The sequence below is a fragment of the Brevundimonas sp. genome (assembly GCF_035626975.1).
Lineage (GTDB): Bacteria > Pseudomonadota > Alphaproteobacteria > Caulobacterales > Caulobacteraceae > Brevundimonas.
Map to the genome: position 1 here is coordinate 123699 of NZ_DASPMQ010000006.1, position 15961 is coordinate 139659.

Genomic DNA, 15961 nt, shown 5'->3' on the forward strand with positions numbered 1-15961 from the left:
GGCAATGTGAACGCCGCCTGCCACAGCAGGCGTATGCTCTCCCTTGCGTAATCTGAGCCACGACAAGCGTTTGGGAGGCGCTACGGTCATGATGTCACGCGTACAAAAAGGCATGATCGCCGGCTTTGCCGCGACGGTCGCGGTATCGGTGCTGGAGGTGGCCAACCTCTATTTCGGACCCTGGGCCGCAAGTTTCCCGCGGTTGCTGTCCGTCATGCTGCAAACGCCCGATCTGATCATCGTGGGCTGGATCGCCCACTTCGTGGTCGGGACCTTCGTGCTTGGCCCGGCGTTCGGCGTGCTTTGTCCCCGACTGCCGACGGACACATCCGAATCGAAGGGCATTCTCTTCGCAGTCGGAGCCTTCATCGTCATGGGACTGACGGTAGCCCCCCTGGCGGGAATGGTCGGTCGACCCGTCGGCATCTTCTTCATGCAGGCCGGGTTCGGCACCCTGGCGTGGATGATCGCCATCCACGCCGTGTACGGCATCGTGCTGGGCAATGTGTACGGGCGGCTGGTCGCGCGTGACAAGCACCGGCACGTCCCGATCGCAGGCGCTCCGGCGCACTGACGACAAAGGCCCCGCCGGACGCCGGCGGGGCCTTTTTTGTTGGGCCGCGGTCAGGAGGCTCCGCCTCCTCGACCCGACGCGGCCTGGCGCTTCGCGCATGATCGACGCCCAGGCAGCGAGCCGCCGCGCGGCGGGCGATAGCGCCCTAGTTGAGCCGCGAGCCGATCTGGGCGATGGCGGCGTCGAGCAGGGGGTCGCTCTTCTGACCGGCCAGACGCGCCACGAGGATCTGTTCGGCGGCGCGGGCGGCGAGGTCGGCGGCGGCGGCCTTGACCTCGGCCGTGGCCTGGACCTCGGCCTGGGCGATGCGGCGCTCGGCCAGGGCCTGACGGCGGGCCAGGGTCTCTTCCAGCTTGACCTTCGCCTCGGCCTCCATGACGCGGGCGTCGGCTTCGGCGGCCTTGAGCATGGCGGCGGCCTGGGCCTCGGCCTCGGCCTTCTCGGCGCGGATCTGGGCCAGCAGGGCCTCGGCCTCGGCGCGCAGGCGGGCGGCCTCGTCGAGCTCGGACTGGATTTTGGCGGCCTTGGCGTCGAGCGCGCCTGCGAGCAGCTTGAAGGCGCCGGTGAAGACGCAGACGGCCAGGAACAGCACCAGGCCGACGCCGACCCAGAGCTCGGCGCTATCGAGACCGAAGAAGCCCTCTTCGAAGAACATGTTCATGTCAGGCGGCTCCCTTGACGGCGGCGGCGGCCTCGGCGGCCGTGGGGGCCTTGCCGGTCAGGCGCTCGACGATGGCGGCGGCCGTGTCCGATGCGATCGAGGCGACATTGGTCATGGCGGCGTCGCGGGTTTTGCCGATGGCGGCCTCCGCCTCGGCGATGCGGGCGTTGACCACCTCTTCCTCGGCGGCGGCGCGAGCGTTGGCCTCGTCGGTGACGCGGGCCTTGGCGGCGGCGGCCGTGGCGCGGGACGAGGCGCGAGCGGCCTCGACCTCGGCCTTGGCGGCCTCGGCCTGGCCAGCGGCCTCGGCCTGGACCTGACGGGCCGTGGCGATGGCGGTGGAGATGGTCTGTTCGCGCTCGTCGAACACCCGACGCAGGCGCGGGGCGAAGACCTTGGCGATCAGGAAATAGAGGATGGCGAACAGGAAGATCAGATAGACGATCTGTCCGAACCAGTGCTGGAACTCGAACTGGGGCAGGCCGCCGGACTCGTGCGCGCCGCCGTGGGCGGCTTCGGTCGTGGCGTGCGTGTCCTCGATCGCGACCGGATGGGCCGCGTCTTCGGGCAGAACGGGATGGGCTGTCGTGGTCATCTGTCGCCTGGTCTAAAACGCTGGCCCATTTCCTGGATTCAGGTCGGGCGACCCGAAGCGGAAATGGGCTGGATCTACGGTCGATCCGTCAACCGACGACGGCGCGGCCCTGCGCAAGGCAGGCCGCGCCGCAGCCGGAAGGACGAAATCAGGCCGAGTACAGCAGGATGCCGAGCACGAACGACAGGATGCCCAGGGCTTCGGCCAGAGCCGCGCCCACGAACAGGTTGCCGATTTGCGAGCCGGCGGCCGACGGGTTGCGCAGGGCGCCCGTCAGGAACGAGCCGAAGATGTTGCCGACGCCGATGCCGGCGCCGATCATGCCGGTCATCGCGAGGCCGGCGCCGATGAGCTTGGCGGCTTCTGCTTCCATGGTCGTAAGTCCTAGTCTGGGGTTGGTTGGTTGGAGACGAAAACTGGTCCGGGCCCTAGTGGCCGTGGCCCAGGTTGACCACGTCGTTCAGGTAGATCGTGGTCAGAACAGCGAAGACGAAGGCCTGCAGGAAGGCCACGAGGAACTCCAGCGCGGTCAGGCCGACGGTCATCCCGAGCGACAGAATGAAGACCGGGACGCCGAGCCAGCCGATGGCCCCGCCGACGGCGACGACGACGAATCCGGCAAAGACCTTCAGGGCGACGTGGCCGCCCATCATGTTGCCGAACAGACGAAGGGTCAGGGTGACCGGCCGCAGCAGGAAGGAGACGAACTCGATGATGACCACGAAGGGCAGCACCGGCCACGGCACGCCCGACGGCACGAACAGCGAGAAGAACTTCAGGCCGTGTTTCCCGAAGCCGATGGCCAGCACCATCAGGATGGTGATGACGCCGAAGGTGGCGGTGACGGCGATCTGCGAGGTGGCGGTGAAGCTGAGGAACAGGCCCAGGAAATTCATCGCCAGGATGAAGGTGAAGATCGTGAACACGAACGGGAACAGCTTGCGCCCGTCGTGACCGATGATGGAGTCGACGAGGCCGTCGATCATGCCGAACAGGGTCTCGCCCGCCGCCTGCATGCGGCCCGGGACGACCTTGGCGCCGGCGGTGACCAGCGTCAGGAACAGCACGACCATGCCGAAGGCGACGGTCATCGCCAGGTGCGAATTGGTGAAGGCGATCGTCTGCTGCCCGATGAGCGGCAGGTTCACCTCGACCGCGGGGGTCAGGGGCACAATCTGGAACTGGTGTAGCGGATCGGCCATCGAGCCCTTGGTCCCTAGTCTTCTACGTCGTCGTCGAAGGGAACCGACTTCGGCTCCACCCCGCTTGCCTTCGCCTGGGCCATCAGGCGTTGCGCCGTCCGCCAGGCCATGAATACCGAGACGGCGAAGCCCAGAAGGACGCCGCCGATCAGACCCCAGGGTTCCGTCCCGGCGAACCGGTCCACGATGAACCCGAGCGCCAGCCCCACGAACACGCCGCCGAACAGGTCGGCGAGGATACGCCACGCCTGCCCCGCCGCCGCCTGCCCCGCCGCCTCGTGAGAGAGCTGGCGCGCATTGCGCGCCTCCATCGCGGATGCGCTTTCGGTGAGGCGTTTGATCGCCTCTTCGCGCGATTCCGGCTGGGTTGACATGGGCGGCCTCAGCACTCCGGCACGGATGCCGGAGGGGGTCTGAATTCGGCGCGGAACCTATAGGCGGGACCCCCGCAGGTCAAGGCGGTGCAGAACGGCATTAGGCCCTTGATTTTCCGCACGTTTGTTTCCCTGTTCTGGAGGCGTGGCGAACGGTCGCTGGCGGGCGCGCGGATTCGGGGCATGAGTCTGCGCTTTCCGGGTTTTCATCCGGAAAGGTCGGGGAGGTCGGCGGAGCGCGGGCGTTCGGCCCGGAACCGTTGATGCGGCCCCCGTGCTTTCGCCGTAGGGAGCCTTGATGATTTTCGGCTGAACGTCCGCGCTCCGCCGCGACCGGTTCACGCAAGCGCACGGGGGCGGGTTTCGTGGCGGCCCGCGGGGCTTGTGGAGTTTTCCCACCCCGGCCTTGTCGCCGCATTCAACCCTGTCCGTCCTAGGCCCGCGACGGGCGGAAGGCTTCCAGGCCCTCCGGGCCCCGGGGTTTCTTACACCCCGGGCAGTCCGCCGCCCCCTTGCCCGTCGCCCGAGGCTCCCCCCCGCCCGGCCTTTGCGGCCGCGCGACGGGTCGGACGACGATCCGGAAACGACGTTTCCCGCTCGATCGCATCTCGCCGCACGTGGTTGGCCCTGGCGCCGGACGCCCTCCCCCGCGACGGGATGAAGCGCATTGTAAGGAGCCCGTCCCCTGTGCGCAGGAGAACGGCTCGAGAAAAGGTCAGGGTGTTGATCTCGCCGGATAATTTCCGCTGAACCCGACTATGGATTCCCGGATTGTCAGCACAGCGTCATGGCCCGGCGCCGCCCCCTCCACCACGCTTCGCGCGGTCCCCCTCCCCATCTGCGATGGGGAGGTGAGGGCGGGCTTCACCTCCCCACGCTGTGGGGAGGTGGCCGGGCCGCGATCAGCGGGCCGGACGGAGGGGGCGGCGCGGGCGGGCCATTGTCAGCGCGACGCGTTCTTCATGCAATCGCCGGCGATGTAGAGGCCGTTGAGGTAGTGCCAGCGGTTCTGGAGGGCGAGGGCCTCGGCCTCGCGGCGCTCGCGCTCGGGGGCGGTGAGAGCGTCGGCGCCGGCGATCACCAGGCCCGCGCCGGGAATGAGCGCAGCCGCGCCGGCCCGGGCCACGCCGCTCATCGCACCCAGGGGCCCCGGCGTGTTTCCGCCCATCCGCTGGCTGAGCCCGGCCGCCTCATCGGCGATCTGCCTGCAGGTGAGGTTTTCGTCGCCGGTCCGGACGACCGTCGCGCTTGCGGCCTCGCCGGACGCCTGCTGGGTCGCGCAGCCCCCGCATATCAAGGCAGCGGCCACAAAGAGATGAGCTTTCACAGTTGGTACTCCACTTGCCTGTCCGGGACAGAACGGGAGTGGGAGACCGAGGTTGCGTTGTACGGCGGTCAGGCCCGGACGGCGCGCGACGCCTCGACCCCCAGCGCCTGCAGGGCGGCGGCGGCGATATGCTCGGCGTTGAGGCCCGCCGTGGCGTACATCGCGACCGGGTCAGCCTGGTCCTGGAAGACGTCGGGCAGGCAGAGGGTACGGACCTTCAGGCCGGCGTCCAGCGCGCCCTTTTCGGCCAGCAGCTGCAGCACGAAGGCGCCGAAGCCGCCCATGGCCCCCTCCTCCACCGTGATCAGGCATTCATGCTCGCGGGCGAGGCGCAGGATCAGGTCCTCGTCGAGCGGCTTGGCGAAACGGGCGTCGGCCACGGTGGCCGAGACGCCGCGCGCGGCCAGGGCGTCGGCGGCCTTGAGCGATTCCTGCAGGCGCGTGCCCAGCGACAGGATGGCGACGGTCGTGCCCTCGCGGACGATGCGGCCCTTGCCGATCTCAAACGGGGCGGCGAGTTCGGGAATCTCGACCCCGACGCCGTCGCCGCGCGGATAGCGGAAGGCCGAGGGGCGATCGTCGATCTCGAGCGAGGTGGCGATCATGGCGGCCAGTTCAGCCTCGTCGGCGGCGGCCATCAGCACCATGCCGGGAAGGGCGCCCATGTAGCCGATGTCGAACGAACCGGCGTGGGTGGCCCCGTCGGCGCCGACCAGACCGGCGCGGTCCATGGCGAAACGGACCGGCAGCTTCTGGATGGCCACGTCGTGGACGACCTGGTCGTAGCCGCGCTGGAGGAAGGTCGAATAGATGGCGCAGACCGGCTTCATGCCGTCGGCGGCGAGGCCGGCCGCGAAGGTGACGGCGTGCTGCTCGGCGATGCCGACATCATAGGTGCGTTCGGGGAAGGCCTGGCCGAACAGGTCGAGCCCGGTGCCCGATGGCATGGCGGCGGTGATGGCGACGATGGAAGGGTCGAGCGCGGCCCGCTTGATCAGCTCGGTCCCGAACACCTTGGTGTAGCTGGGAGCGTTCGAGACGGATTTGGACTGTTTGCCCGAGATCACGTCGAATTTCGCCACCGCGTGCAGCTTGTCGGCGCTGGTCTCGGCCGGGGCGTAGCCCTTCCCCTTCTGCGTCACGACGTGGACGATCACCGGGCGGTCGGTGATGGCGGCGGCGTTCCTGAGGATGGGGACCAGATTGTCCATGTCGTGCCCGTCGACCGGGCCGACGTAGTAGAAGCCCAGCTCCTCGAAGAAGGTGCCGCCGACGATCATGCCGCGGGCGTATTCCTCGGCCTTGCGGGCGGCGTTGCGGAACGGGCGCGGCAGGTGTTCGGCGACCGACTTCCCGAAGCGGCGGAAATTGCGATAGGCGCCGCCCGAGACCTGTTTGGCCAGATAGGCGCTCATGCCGCCGACCGGCGGGGCGATCGACATGTCGTTGTCGTTGAGGATGACGACCAGCTGTTTGGTGGTCTCGGCGGCGTTGTTCATCGCCTCATAGGCCATGCCGGCGGACATCGAGCCGTCGCCGATGACGGCCACGACCTTGTTGCTTTCGCCCTTCTGGTCGCGGGCGGCGCAGAAGCCGAGGGCCGCGCTGATCGAGGTCGAGGCGTGGGCGGCGCCGAAGGGGTCGTATTCGCTCTCCGAGCGTTTGGTGAAGCCCGAGAGGCCGCCGGGCATGCGCAGGGTGCGGATGCGGTCCCTGCGCCCGGTCAGGATCTTGTGCGGATAGCACTGGTGGCCGACGTCCCAGATCAGGATGTCCTTCGGCGTCTCGAACACATGGTGCAGGGCGACGGTCAGCTCGACCACGCCGAGGCCGGCCCCGAGGTGGCCGCCGGTGACGGAGACCGCGTCGATGGTCTCGGCCCGCAGTTCGTCAGCCAGCTGCTTCAGCTGCGGAATGTCGAGGCCCCGGGTGTCGGCGGGGAGCTTGACCTGATCGAGAAGCGGGGTGTCGGGCATGAGGGTGTTTTTGAACCTGAGCCTTTGGTCTTCCAACACCCTGTAGAGCATTTCGCTGCGGGTCAGGTCGATCCGGTCTGAAAAATCGATGCAGGATCGGTGCACGCGGACGTGCGGATCAGGACCGCCGCTGAAGCACGTAGTCCACGCTGGCCTTGAGGATTTCGGCGTCGGAGCCGAACACGTCGAGATGGGCGCGGGCCTGGTCGGCCAGATGCGCGACGCGATGCCGCGCCGCCTCGACGCCCAGCAGGGTGACGAAATTGGTCTTGCCCTGGGCGGCGTCCTTGCCGGCGGCCTTGCCGAGGATGTCCTCGTCGCCCTCGACGTCGAGCAGGTCGTCGACGATCTGGTAGGCCAGGCCGATGTCGTGGGCGAAGCTGATCAGGGCCTGCCGGTGGATCTCGCGGGCGTCGGCGATGATCAGCGGAATCTCGAAGGCGTAGGTGAACAGGGCCCCGGTCTTGAGCCGCTGCATCCGCGCCACGCCGCCGAGGTCGTCGCGCACGCCGAGCAGGTCGATCATCTGGCCGCCGGCCATGCCGCGGGCGCCCGAGGCCAGCGACAGGCGGGCGGCGAGCTCGCAGCGGACGGCCGGGTCCTCGTGGGTGTCCTCGTGCAGCAGGATGTCGAAGGCGGCGGTCTGCAGGGCGTCCCCGGCGAGGACCGCGGTGGCCTCGTCATAGGCGCGGTGCACGGTGGGGCGGCCGCGGCGCACGTCGTCGTCGTCCATGCAGGGCAGGTCGTCGTGGACCAGGCTGTAGGCGTGGACGCATTCGAGGGCGCAGGCGGCGCGCAGCACCGGCCGCTCCTCGATGTCGAACAGATTGGCGGCCTCGAGCGCGAAGAAGGGCCTGAGCCGCTTGCCGGGGCCGAGGGCGGCGTAGCGCATGGCCTCGGTCAGGCGGGACTCCGGGCCGTCGGCGCGGGGCAGCAGTTCGTCGAGGGCGACGGTGACCAGGTCGGCGGTCTCGGCCACCCGGTCGATGACGTCCTGCTCCGGCGAATTGGCGGCGAGAACGTTCAGAACAACCTCCCGCCCGGCGGGACATCGCGGTCGACGCCGACGAGAACGACCTCGCCCGCCGCGTCGGGGAAGCCGAGGGTCAGCACCTCGGACATGAAGGGCCCGATCTGGCGCGGCGGGAAGTTGACCACGGCGGCGACCTTGCGGCCGACCAGCTGGTCCGGGGTGTAGTGGACGGTGATCTGGGCCGAGGACTTCTTCACGCCGATGGCGGGGCCGAAGTCGATGGCGAGTTTGTAGGCGGGCTTGCGCGCCTCGGGGAAGGGATCGGCGGAGACCACCTGGCCCACGCGGATGTCCACTTTCAGGAAATCATCGAAGACGATCGGATCGGCGACGCCCCGGGCGGCTGGGCCGGACATCAGTCGAACCCGGCCGGTTCGACGCCCCGGGCCTGGCCGTCGGCGCCGACGACGATCTTCTCGACCCGCAGCTGGGCGGCCTTGAGCCGGTCCTCGCAGTGGGCCTTGAGGCGCGCGCCCTCCTCGTACAGGGCGATCGACTCCTCGAGCGGGGCCTGGCCGGACTCGAGGCGGGAGACGATCTGTTCGAGGCGCTGCAAGGCGTCCTCGAAGCTGAGCTCGGCGGGGATGGGGGCGGCGGCGTCGGTCATCGCTGGCGACCCTAGAGGCGGCGCGGGCGCGTCTCAAGCAAAGACCGGCGCTTTTGCTACCGGACGGGCGGCGGCGCGGTCTCGACGCGGCGGGCGGAGACGATCCGGACGCGCGGGTCCAGCATCTGGCCGCGCATGAAGCCCTCGCCCTCGGTGGGGGATTTCGGGGCGGCGAGAATGGCGCGGACCACGTCCATGCCCTCGACCACCCGTCCGAAGACGGCGAATCCGGCGTCGCCTGGCGCGGACCGGCCGGCGTCGAAGCCCGGCAGATTGCCGACGATGATGAAGAAGTCGCCGTCAGCCGTGCCCGGGTCGAACCGCGCCATGGACAGGGCGCCGTCGACGTGGCGCAGCCCCGTCTGGCTGGTCGGCTCGTGGGCGATGGGCGGCAGGATGCGGTCCGGCGCATTGGCGGTTCCGCCCTGGACGACGCCGGTTCCGGCCCCCAGCTCCATGCCGCGATAGAAGTCCGTCCCGTCGAAGCGGCCCTCGTCGACATAGCGCAGGAAGTTGGCGGCGGTGACCGGCGCGCGCGGATCGGTCTCGACGAGGATGGTCCCGGCCGTGGTTTCGAGGATCACGCGGACGGCGACGGCGGGCGCGGCGGCCCGGGCGGGCTCCTGGGCCAGCGCCGGGGCCGGCACGGCGGCGACGAGGCAGAGGACGACGGCGAGCAGGGAGCGCCGGATCATCACCGCTGTTCGTAGCGGCGCTGGGACCAGTATTTGAAGCCCTGGTTGTGGACCAGCTTCCAGCCGTCGGCCTTCAGCCGCTTGCCGACCATGTGGTTGAAATAGCCGTGGGCGAGGACCAGCACGTCCTGCCCCGATTCGGCGCGGGCGATCAGGGCCTGGGCGGCCTGTTCGGCGCGGACCTCGGCCTGGGCGCGGGTCTCCTGGCCCTCGTGATGGTTGAAGGCGTGCCACCAGATGCGGGCCACGGCGCCCCAGTATTTGGGCGGCAGCTTGAACCAGGACGGGAAGCGCGGCGGCGGCAGGGGGGCCTCGATGAACAGGGCGTCGCTCATCACCTCGCGGCCGGCGGCGATGGCGGCGGCGGTCTCCTGGGCGCGGGGACGGGTCGAGGCGTAGATGGCCCCGGCGCCCTCGGCCGTGGCGAGCAGTTCGGGGGGCGGGGTCTGGCCGGCGCGCAGGCCGCCGACCTCATACTTCGCCCACCAGTCGCGGTACTGGTCGGAGGTCAGCAGGCATTTGCGGGACAGGGCCGGCTCGCCGTGGCGGGCGAGGATGATGGCCCCGGGGCGGACGGAAACCAGCGCCGCCGGGCGCGGAACGGGCGCCGGGGCGGGTTGATCGGGCAAGGGGTCTCGGGCGGGAGCTGACATGAGCGACGGGCGGAAAGGCATTTTGCGATCCGGCCCCCTAGTCCTCCCCCAAAGCCTGGACATGGGCGGCCGCCGAGCGGCCGAGCCCTTCAAGGTCGTAGCCGCCCTCGAGCGAGGAAACAACCTTGCCCGCGCAGCACGATCGCGCGACCTCGATCACGGCGCGGGTGGCCCAGGCGAAATCCCCGGCCTCAAGGCTCTGGTGGGCCAGCGGATCGCGGCGGTGGGCGTCGAATCCGGCGGAGATCAGGATCAGGTCCGGACGGAAGGCCTCGAGCGCCGGCATCAGGGCGCCGGAGAAGGTCGCGCGCCAGGCCTCGCGGGCGGCGTGGGGCGGCACCGGCGCGTTGACGATATTGCCGACGCCGGTCTCGGACGCCGCGCCGGTGCCGGGATAGAGGGGCGACTGGTGAATGGAGCCGAGGAACAGGCTGTCGTCGGCCTCGAACGCCGCCTGGGTGCCGTTGCCGTGGTGGACGTCGAAATCGATCACGGCGACGCGGGCGAGGCCCTCGGCCTGGGCGACCCGTGCGGCGACGGCGACGTTGGAGAACAGGCAGAAGCCCATGGCGCGGTCCGGTTCGGCGTGGTGGCCCGGCGGGCGGACCGCGGCGAAGGCGCGGGTCGTCTCGCCCCCGGCCACGGCGCGGACGGCGTCGATCACCGCCCCGGCGGCGAGGCGGGCGGCGCGAATGCTGCCGGGCGACAGGATGGTGTCGGCGTCGATCGCGTTCAGCCCGTCGACCGGAGAGGCGTTCAGCAGGTTGGCGACGTAGGCGACCGGATGCAGGCGTTCGAGGTCGGCGATGGCGGCCTCTGTGGCGGCGCGACGGTCGCCGGCCAGGCCGGCGTCGTCCAGCGCGTCGAGCACCGCCTTGAGCCGCTCGGGCCGCTCCGGATGCCCGGCGCCGGGCCGGTGTTCGATCATGTCCGGGTGGGTGAAGAGGGCGACGGTCACGCCGCTTCCCGGGTCGCGGGCGCCCGCAGGTGGTCCTCGCCCCAGGCCCTCAGGGCGGCGATCACCGGACCCAGGGCCGCCCCGCCCGGGGTCAGCCGGTATTCCACGCGCGGCGGCACCTCGGCATAGACGGTGCGCGACACGAGGCCGTCGTCCTCGAGCTCGCGCAGCTGTTTGGTCAGCATGCGCTGGGTGATGTCGCCGACCTCGCGGCGCAGGGTGTTGAAGCGCAGCGGCCCCTTGAGCAACTGGTGGACGATCATGCCCTTCCACTTGCCGCCGATCACGTCGAGGGCGGCGTCGACGACGCACTCGCCGTCTCGCACACCGCGGCGGATCGGGTTCTGGTGAAGGCTGGATGCGGTATCCATTTGGGTACTACCTGCACAAAAATGGCGTACTTGTGGGTCGCGCAACGGTGCATCAACTGGGCGGGACCCGCAATGGAGTCCCCGCATGAAAGCCATCGTCACCCCCGGTCCCCGCGCGATCAGCGACCCGGCCGCGCTCGTTGAGATCGACGCCCCCGAACCGACGCCGCGGCCCCGCGACCTGCTGGTCGAGATTCGGGCCGTCGCCCTGAACCCGATCGACTTCAAGGTGCGCCGGACCCGTGAACCCGGCCACGGCGTCCCCGACATCCTCGGCTACGACGCCGCCGGGATCGTGACGGCGGTCGGTCCCGAGGCGAGCCTGTTCAAGGTCGGCGACGAGGTCTTCTACGCCGGCCAGATCAACCGTCCCGGGTCGAACGCCGAGCGTCAGGCCGTGGACGAGCGGATCGTCGGGCCGAAGCCCCGGTCGCTCGATTTCGCCCAGGCCGCCGCCCTGCCGCTGACCTCGCTGACGGCGTGGGAGCTGCTGTTCGACCGGATGCGGGCGGGCGCCGACGAGGACGAGACATTGCTGGTCGTCGGCGGCGCCGGCGGGGTCGGCTCGGCCATGATCCAGATCGCGCGGGCGAAGACCCGGCTGCGGGTGGTGGCCACGGCCTCCCGGCCCGAGACTCGGGCGTGGTCGATCGGCCTCGGCGCCCACGCGGTCATCGACCACAGCGGCCCGCTGGACGAGGCGCTGACCGCGGCCAGGGAACGCGCTCCGAAATACATCGCCTCCCTGACGCAGACGCCCCGGCATTTCGAGGCGCTGATCCGGGCCGTCGCGCCGCAAGGGACGATCGGCGTCATCGACGACCTGCCGCCCGGGCCGATCGACGGGCTGAAGTCGAAGTCGGTCGGTCTGGCGTTTGAAAGCATGTTCACCCGCTCGGTTCAGGGCACGCCCGATATGATCCGGCAGCACGAGATCCTGACCGAGGTGGCGGCGCTGGTCGACGCGGGGCGCCTCCGCACCACACTGACCGAGGTGCTCGGACCGCTGTCGGCGGAAACCCTGCGCGAGGGCCACCGGCGGCTGGAGAGCGGGACCACCATCGGCAAGCTCGCCCTGACCGGATTCTGACGCTAAGGGGCGGATCATGACCGAGCCCGTGATCCGCCCCGCCACCGACGCCGACGCTCCCGCCCTCGCCGAACTGGGGCGGGAGACCTTCACCGACACCTTCGTGGCCGGGTTCGGCATCCCCTACCCGGCCGACGACCTGGAGGCCTTTCTCGAGGCCAACTTCAGCGCCGGGGCGATCCGGACCAGGCTGAAGGAGCCGGGCGCCGCCTGGTGGGTGGCGGAGCGTGATGGCGACCTGCTGGCCTTCGCCAACGCCGGACCGAACACCCTGCCCCATCCGGAGGCGCGGCCGAGCCATGCCGAGCTGCGGCGTCTGTATGTGGCGAAGTCGGCGCAGGGGCTGGGCCTGGGCACGAAGCTGCTGGCCGTGGCGCTGGACTGGATGGAGGCCAACACCGACGGCCCGCTGTGGATCGGCGTCTGGAGCGGCAACCTGAAGGCGCAGAAGCTGTATGCCGCGTACGGGTTCGAGAAGGCGGGGGAATACCAGTTCCCCGTCGGCGGGTGGCTGGACGACGAATTCATCCTGCGGCGCGGGTAGGCACGAGGACGCAGCCATGGCTTGATCTCGCCCAGTCCTGGGAGGGTTTCATGCTTGCGCATCTGTCATTCATCGCCGCGCTTCTGTTCGCGCCCCTGGCGACGGCCCAGGACGGGCCGGCCACCCAGTTGCCTGAGTTCCCCATCCGGTCGGCTGTCCACGCGCAGGCCGACCGCGAGGCGGCCGACGCCCTGATCGCGGGTTCCGGCCACGCGGCGATGTTCGAGAACGTCAGCGATCAGCAAGGCACGGCTGTTCGCCACCGCGCCAGCGCCATGGTGTGTCGCTTCTGGCCGGGCGTGAGCGTGAACAGCATTCACGTCTACAATCCGACACCGGGAGCCGAAGACATCAGCTGTCAGACGGGCGTCGAGGGCGCGTCGCTGACCCACTATGCGTCCATGTACACGCCGACCCCCACCGCGGAGGCCGAGGCCCACAGCGCGATCGCCGCGGTCCGCAACCGATGGCCCGATCTGCGCGCCTACGACGGGGAGGCTGTGCGCACCGAGGTGACGGGTCCGGGATTTCCGCGGCGCTACATCTCGCGGGGCGTCGTCACCCAGAGCGACGGCAACGAGTACATGACGAAGGTCAGCGTCGCCAAGGCGGGCGGGTGGATCATCAAGCAGCGCATGACCGTGCGGCTCGACAAGGCTTTGCGGGGAGACCTGTGGTCCGAGTCCATGATGATCCGGATCCTGATCGAACTCGCCGATGGAAAGGACGCGCGCGCAGCGCCGGAGGCCGAATAGCCGCCATTGGGCCGGCCGGCCGGGCCTGCTAGGCTGCCCTGATGCTCCTCCCCTTCTTCACCGCCCTGCGCGACGCCAAGGTGCCCGTGTCGATGAAGGAATGGCTCCATCTGATGGAGGCCATGGACAAGGACGTGGCGGGGCGGAAGGTCGATGACTTCTACCACCTGTCGCGGGCGGTGCTGGTCAAGGACGAGAAGCACTACGACCGGTTCGACCAGGTGTTCGGCAAGGTGTTCGCCGGGATCGAGACCGTGGGCGCCGGCGAGGAGCCGTCGCTGGACGTGCCCGCAGACTGGCTGCGGCTGCTCAACGAGAAATACCTGACGGACGAGGAGAAGGCGCAGATCGAGGCGCTGGGCGGGTTCGACAAGCTGATGGAGACGCTGAAGCAGCGTCTCGAGGAGCAGCAGGGCCGGCACGAGGGCGGCAGCAAGTGGATCGGCACGGGCGGGACCAGCCCGTTCGGCCATGGCGGCTACAATCCCGAGGGCGTGCGCATCGGCGGGCCGGGTCGGCAGGGCCGCGCGGTCAAGGTGTGGGAGAAGCGCGAATACCGGAACCTCGACGACCAGGTCGAACTGGGCACGCGCAACATCAAGGTCGCCCTCCGCCGCCTGCGCCGGTTCGCGCGGCAGGGCGCGCCGGACGAGCTGGACATGGACGCCACCATCGACGGCACGGCGCGTCAGGGCTGGCTGGACATCCACATGCGGCCCGAGCGGCGCAACACCATCAAGGTGCTGCTGTTCCTCGACATCGGCGGCTCGATGGATGCCCATGTTAAGATGTGCGAGGAGCTGTTCTCGGCCGCCAGGACCGAGTTCAAACACCTGGAGTTCTTCTACTTCCACAACTGCCTCTACGAGGGGGTGTGGAAGGACAACCGGCGCCGGCACAGCGAGAAAATCCCGACCTGGGAGGTGCTGAACAAATACCCGGGCGACTGGCGGGCCATCTTCGTCGGCGACGCCACCATGAGCCCCTATGAGGTGACCATGCCCGGCGGCTCGGTCGAGCACTGGAACGAGGATGCCGGGGCCGTGTGGATGAAGCGGGCCACGCAGCAGTGGGACAAGGTCGCGTGGCTGAATCCGTCGCCGGAGCGGTACTGGAGCTATTCGGCCTCGGTCGGGATGATCCGCGAACTGGTCGACGAGCGGATGTATCCGCTGACGCTGGAGGGGCTGGAGAAGGCGATGCGGGCGCTGGCCAAATAGGCTAGGCTTGGCCGGTCACATCGAAAGGTCCGCCATGCTCGCCGTCCTTGCCGCCGCCCTTCTGCAACAGGCCGCCACCGGACAGGTGGTGTGGCAGACGCCCCCGCCGGAGCCGGTCGCGGTGCAGGCCGCCGCCGTCCCGAGCATTCCGGACTGGGCGCGGGCCGACCCCTATGGCTACGAGCGTTCGGAGTGCAGCCCGCTGGTGCGCAAGGCCGAGGAGAGCCTGGAGGCCTGTCAGGCGCGGGTGCGCGTCGCCCTGGCCGCCAATCTCGGCGACGCCCTGCCGCCCGGCCTGGCCCCGGCCAATGCCGCCGACCAGTGCCGGCAGGAGGCGGCGGGCGACCGCTACGCCCTGCAGTGCGGCGCCCCGAGCCGGTCGGGACCGGCGACGGCCGCGCTGGTGGAGCGGACCTGCGAGACGCGGCCGCGGGCCCGGCCCGAAGGCGGCGTGGCGTGGACCGAGGAATGCCGGCCCGCCGACGGATCCAAACCCGCCGAGGAAGGCCTCAGCATCCGCCTGGGCGGCGACGACGACTGACCGACGCGCGAACGCCGCCCGCGGTGCGGACGGCGTCACGGTCGATGAATTGGAAGTCTAGTTGCGCTTGTCGCGGATCGTGTCCTTCAGACCGCCGACGGCGTTCTGGATCTTGCCTTCGGCCTGATCGGCCCGGCCGTCCGCCTTCAGCTTCTCGTCGCCGGTCACCTTGCCGGCCGCTTCCTTGATATTGCCGCCAAGGTTCTTGGCGGCGCCTTCCACGCGATCATGATCGGGCATGAATTTCTCCTGCGGAATGCGGCCGCTATGGCCGCATCTGGACATGGAAAGCGGTTCAGCCCCGCCCGGCGTTCCGTAAGGCGCCGCTTGCGTCGCCGCTATCCGCGCCGGAGCCAGACCGCGACCGCCCAGGCATGGGCGTCGTGGCGCAGTTCGTTCAGGGCCGTGTGCGGGTGCAGCCAGACCAGCTGGTGGTCCGCCTCGATCCTGGCGGCGGGATCGAGCGACAGCTGTTCGGCGATCCAGAAGCCGGCGACGTTGTTGACGGGGGCGCCGTCGGACTTGCGGAAATACTGGGCGGCCTCGGCGATGCGGACGAAGGGACGGACGGTCATGCCGGTCTCCTCGACGAACTCGCGGACCAGGGCCTGTTCGCCGGTCTCGTCGCCGTCGATCGCGCCGCCGGGCAGGTCGTAGTAGCTGGCCTCGCCGCGGTCGACCCGGACGCAGGCCAGCTTGCCGTCCTGGAAGACCAGGCCGAACGCCGTGGGGCGGGTCAGGTAGTCGAGGGAGGGATCGCGGTCGCCGAACTGGAGCATGGCGGG

At 69.8% G+C, this 15961-nt stretch carries 22 protein-coding genes; 6 read left to right on the plus strand and 16 right to left on the minus strand.

Annotation, left to right across the window (positions count from 1 at the left end):
* Positions 1-91 precede the first annotated feature (91 nt).
* Complete coding sequence (locus VEB62_RS02180) at positions 92-574, plus strand: DUF6789 family protein (RefSeq protein WP_324794950.1); 483 nt, start codon at positions 92-94, stop codon at positions 572-574.
* Between the two features lie 145 nt (positions 575-719).
* Here VEB62_RS02180 and VEB62_RS02185 read toward each other — a convergent pair whose 3' ends face one another.
* The 14 genes from VEB62_RS02185 to VEB62_RS02250 all read right to left on the minus strand — a co-directional run bounded on the left by VEB62_RS02185 (position 720) and on the right by VEB62_RS02250 (position 11026).
* Positions 720-1235 carry a F0F1 ATP synthase subunit B gene (locus tag VEB62_RS02185; RefSeq protein WP_324794952.1) on the minus strand — a complete coding sequence of 172 codons (516 nt, stop codon included), beginning with the start codon at positions 1233-1235 and terminating at the stop codon, positions 720-722.
* A gap of 1 nt (position 1236) precedes the next feature.
* The gene (locus tag VEB62_RS02190) at positions 1237-1830 is read right to left on the minus strand and encodes a F0F1 ATP synthase subunit B family protein (protein ID WP_324794953.1); all 594 of its coding nucleotides are present in this window, start codon (positions 1828-1830) and stop codon (positions 1237-1239) included.
* A gap of 148 nt (positions 1831-1978) precedes the next feature.
* The gene (locus tag VEB62_RS02195; protein WP_168045007.1) at positions 1979-2203 is read right to left on the minus strand and encodes a F0F1 ATP synthase subunit C; all 225 of its coding nucleotides are present in this window, start codon (positions 2201-2203) and stop codon (positions 1979-1981) included.
* Between the two features lie 55 nt (positions 2204-2258).
* Positions 2259-3032, minus strand: coding sequence for a F0F1 ATP synthase subunit A (locus VEB62_RS02200; protein WP_324794957.1), 774 nt, complete (start codon positions 3030-3032; stop codon positions 2259-2261).
* A 14-nt stretch (positions 3033-3046) separates the two neighbouring features.
* A complete protein-coding gene (locus tag VEB62_RS02205) occupies positions 3047-3406 on the minus strand; it encodes an AtpZ/AtpI family protein (protein WP_324794958.1) in 360 nt (119 codons plus the stop codon).
* A 943-nt stretch (positions 3407-4349) separates the two neighbouring features.
* The gene (locus VEB62_RS02210) at positions 4350-4733 is read right to left on the minus strand and encodes a hypothetical protein (protein WP_324794960.1); all 384 of its coding nucleotides are present in this window, start codon (positions 4731-4733) and stop codon (positions 4350-4352) included.
* A gap of 68 nt (positions 4734-4801) precedes the next feature.
* Positions 4802-6709, minus strand: coding sequence for a 1-deoxy-D-xylulose-5-phosphate synthase (dxs, locus tag VEB62_RS02215; RefSeq protein ID WP_414641973.1), 1908 nt, complete (start codon positions 6707-6709; stop codon positions 4802-4804).
* A 118-nt stretch (positions 6710-6827) separates the two neighbouring features.
* Positions 6828-7697, minus strand: a complete 870-nt coding sequence (locus tag VEB62_RS02220) for a polyprenyl synthetase family protein (protein ID WP_324795044.1) — start codon at positions 7695-7697, stop codon at positions 6828-6830.
* 35 nt (positions 7698-7732) lie between these two features.
* The gene (locus VEB62_RS02225) at positions 7733-8098 is read right to left on the minus strand and encodes a tRNA-binding protein (RefSeq protein WP_324794962.1); all 366 of its coding nucleotides are present in this window, start codon (positions 8096-8098) and stop codon (positions 7733-7735) included.
* Positions 8098-8349, minus strand: coding sequence for an exodeoxyribonuclease VII small subunit (locus VEB62_RS02230; RefSeq protein WP_324794964.1), 252 nt, complete (start codon positions 8347-8349; stop codon positions 8098-8100). Before VEB62_RS02230 ends, VEB62_RS02225 begins: the two co-directional genes overlap by 1 nt.
* A 56-nt stretch (positions 8350-8405) precedes the next feature.
* Entirely contained in the window at positions 8406-9044 is a 639-nt protein-coding gene (locus tag VEB62_RS02235) for a peptidylprolyl isomerase (RefSeq protein WP_324794966.1), read from the minus strand.
* Positions 9044-9697 carry a histidine phosphatase family protein gene (locus tag VEB62_RS02240; RefSeq protein ID WP_324794968.1) on the minus strand — a complete coding sequence of 218 codons (654 nt, stop codon included), beginning with the start codon at positions 9695-9697 and terminating at the stop codon, positions 9044-9046. The genes VEB62_RS02235 and VEB62_RS02240 overlap by 1 nt, the downstream gene beginning before the upstream one ends.
* 37 nt (positions 9698-9734) lie before the next feature.
* On the minus strand, positions 9735-10655 hold the full coding sequence (locus tag VEB62_RS02245) for a histone deacetylase family protein (RefSeq protein WP_324794970.1): 921 nt from the start codon (positions 10653-10655) through the stop codon (positions 9735-9737).
* Positions 10652-11026: a winged helix-turn-helix transcriptional regulator gene (locus VEB62_RS02250; RefSeq protein WP_324794972.1), complete on the minus strand. Its 375-nt coding sequence runs from the start codon at positions 11024-11026 to the stop codon at positions 10652-10654. The genes VEB62_RS02245 and VEB62_RS02250 overlap by 4 nt, the downstream gene beginning before the upstream one ends.
* Positions 11027-11111: 85 nt before the next feature.
* Between VEB62_RS02250 and VEB62_RS02255 the strand changes: the two genes are divergently transcribed.
* The 5 genes from VEB62_RS02255 to VEB62_RS02275 are packed head-to-tail and all read left to right on the plus strand — an operon-like array spanning position 11112 to position 15176.
* The gene (locus VEB62_RS02255; RefSeq protein ID WP_324794974.1) at positions 11112-12116 is read left to right on the plus strand and encodes a zinc-binding alcohol dehydrogenase family protein; all 1005 of its coding nucleotides are present in this window, start codon (positions 11112-11114) and stop codon (positions 12114-12116) included.
* Between the two features lie 16 nt (positions 12117-12132).
* Positions 12133-12660: a GNAT family N-acetyltransferase gene (locus VEB62_RS02260; protein WP_324794976.1), complete on the plus strand. Its 528-nt coding sequence runs from the start codon at positions 12133-12135 to the stop codon at positions 12658-12660.
* Between the two features lie 50 nt (positions 12661-12710).
* Positions 12711-13415, plus strand: a complete 705-nt coding sequence (locus VEB62_RS02265) for a hypothetical protein (protein WP_324794978.1) — start codon at positions 12711-12713, stop codon at positions 13413-13415.
* A gap of 41 nt (positions 13416-13456) precedes the next feature.
* Positions 13457-14635, plus strand: a complete 1179-nt coding sequence (locus VEB62_RS02270) for a vWA domain-containing protein (RefSeq protein WP_324794980.1) — start codon at positions 13457-13459, stop codon at positions 14633-14635.
* A 34-nt stretch (positions 14636-14669) separates the two neighbouring features.
* Positions 14670-15176 carry a hypothetical protein gene (locus VEB62_RS02275; protein WP_324794982.1) on the plus strand — a complete coding sequence of 169 codons (507 nt, stop codon included), beginning with the start codon at positions 14670-14672 and terminating at the stop codon, positions 15174-15176.
* Between the two features lie 57 nt (positions 15177-15233).
* Here VEB62_RS02275 and VEB62_RS02280 read toward each other — a convergent pair whose 3' ends face one another.
* Both VEB62_RS02280 and VEB62_RS02285 read right to left on the minus strand, forming a co-directional pair.
* A complete protein-coding gene (locus tag VEB62_RS02280; RefSeq protein ID WP_324794984.1) occupies positions 15234-15416 on the minus strand; it encodes a CsbD family protein in 183 nt (60 codons plus the stop codon).
* A 98-nt stretch (positions 15417-15514) separates the two neighbouring features.
* The gene (locus VEB62_RS02285) at positions 15515-15955 is read right to left on the minus strand and encodes an NUDIX domain-containing protein (RefSeq protein ID WP_324794986.1); all 441 of its coding nucleotides are present in this window, start codon (positions 15953-15955) and stop codon (positions 15515-15517) included.
* Positions 15956-15961: the final 6 nt, after the last annotated feature.

Bases quoted from the DNA above. Each gene is read 5' to 3' on its own strand.
- VEB62_RS02190 (WP_324794953.1), bottom strand. From the start codon at position 1,830: ATGACCACGACAGCCCATCCCGTTCTGCCCGAAGACGCGGCCCATCCG.
- VEB62_RS02280 (WP_324794984.1), bottom strand. From the start codon at position 15,416: ATGCCCGATCATGATCGCGTGGAAGGCGCCGCCAAGAACCTTGGCGGC.
- VEB62_RS02260 (WP_324794976.1), top strand. From the start codon at position 12,133: ATGACCGAGCCCGTGATCCGCCCCGCCACCGACGCCGACGCTCCCGCC.
- VEB62_RS02240 (WP_324794968.1), bottom strand. From the start codon at position 9,697: ATGTCAGCTCCCGCCCGAGACCCCTTGCCCGATCAACCCGCCCCGGCG.
- VEB62_RS02180 (WP_324794950.1), top strand. From the start codon at position 92: ATGTCACGCGTACAAAAAGGCATGATCGCCGGCTTTGCCGCGACGGTC.
- VEB62_RS02225 (WP_324794962.1), bottom strand. From the start codon at position 8,098: ATGTCCGGCCCAGCCGCCCGGGGCGTCGCCGATCCGATCGTCTTCGAT.
- VEB62_RS02235 (WP_324794966.1), bottom strand. From the start codon at position 9,044: ATGATCCGGCGCTCCCTGCTCGCCGTCGTCCTCTGCCTCGTCGCCGCC.
- VEB62_RS02285 (WP_324794986.1), bottom strand. From the start codon at position 15,955: ATGCTCCAGTTCGGCGACCGCGATCCCTCCCTCGACTACCTGACCCGC.
- VEB62_RS02255 (WP_324794974.1), top strand. From the start codon at position 11,112: ATGAAAGCCATCGTCACCCCCGGTCCCCGCGCGATCAGCGACCCGGCC.
- dxs (WP_414641973.1), bottom strand. From the start codon at position 6,709: ATGCCCGACACCCCGCTTCTCGATCAGGTCAAGCTCCCCGCCGACACC.
- VEB62_RS02265 (WP_324794978.1), top strand. From the start codon at position 12,711: ATGCTTGCGCATCTGTCATTCATCGCCGCGCTTCTGTTCGCGCCCCTG.
- VEB62_RS02250 (WP_324794972.1), bottom strand. From the start codon at position 11,026: ATGGATACCGCATCCAGCCTTCACCAGAACCCGATCCGCCGCGGTGTG.
- VEB62_RS02275 (WP_324794982.1), top strand. From the start codon at position 14,670: ATGCTCGCCGTCCTTGCCGCCGCCCTTCTGCAACAGGCCGCCACCGGA.
- VEB62_RS02205 (WP_324794958.1), bottom strand. From the start codon at position 3,406: ATGTCAACCCAGCCGGAATCGCGCGAAGAGGCGATCAAACGCCTCACC.
- VEB62_RS02200 (WP_324794957.1), bottom strand. From the start codon at position 3,032: ATGGCCGATCCGCTACACCAGTTCCAGATTGTGCCCCTGACCCCCGCG.
- VEB62_RS02185 (WP_324794952.1), bottom strand. From the start codon at position 1,235: ATGAACATGTTCTTCGAAGAGGGCTTCTTCGGTCTCGATAGCGCCGAG.
- VEB62_RS02195 (WP_168045007.1), bottom strand. From the start codon at position 2,203: ATGGAAGCAGAAGCCGCCAAGCTCATCGGCGCCGGCCTCGCGATGACC.
- VEB62_RS02230 (WP_324794964.1), bottom strand. From the start codon at position 8,349: ATGACCGACGCCGCCGCCCCCATCCCCGCCGAGCTCAGCTTCGAGGAC.
- VEB62_RS02270 (WP_324794980.1), top strand. From the start codon at position 13,457: ATGCTCCTCCCCTTCTTCACCGCCCTGCGCGACGCCAAGGTGCCCGTG.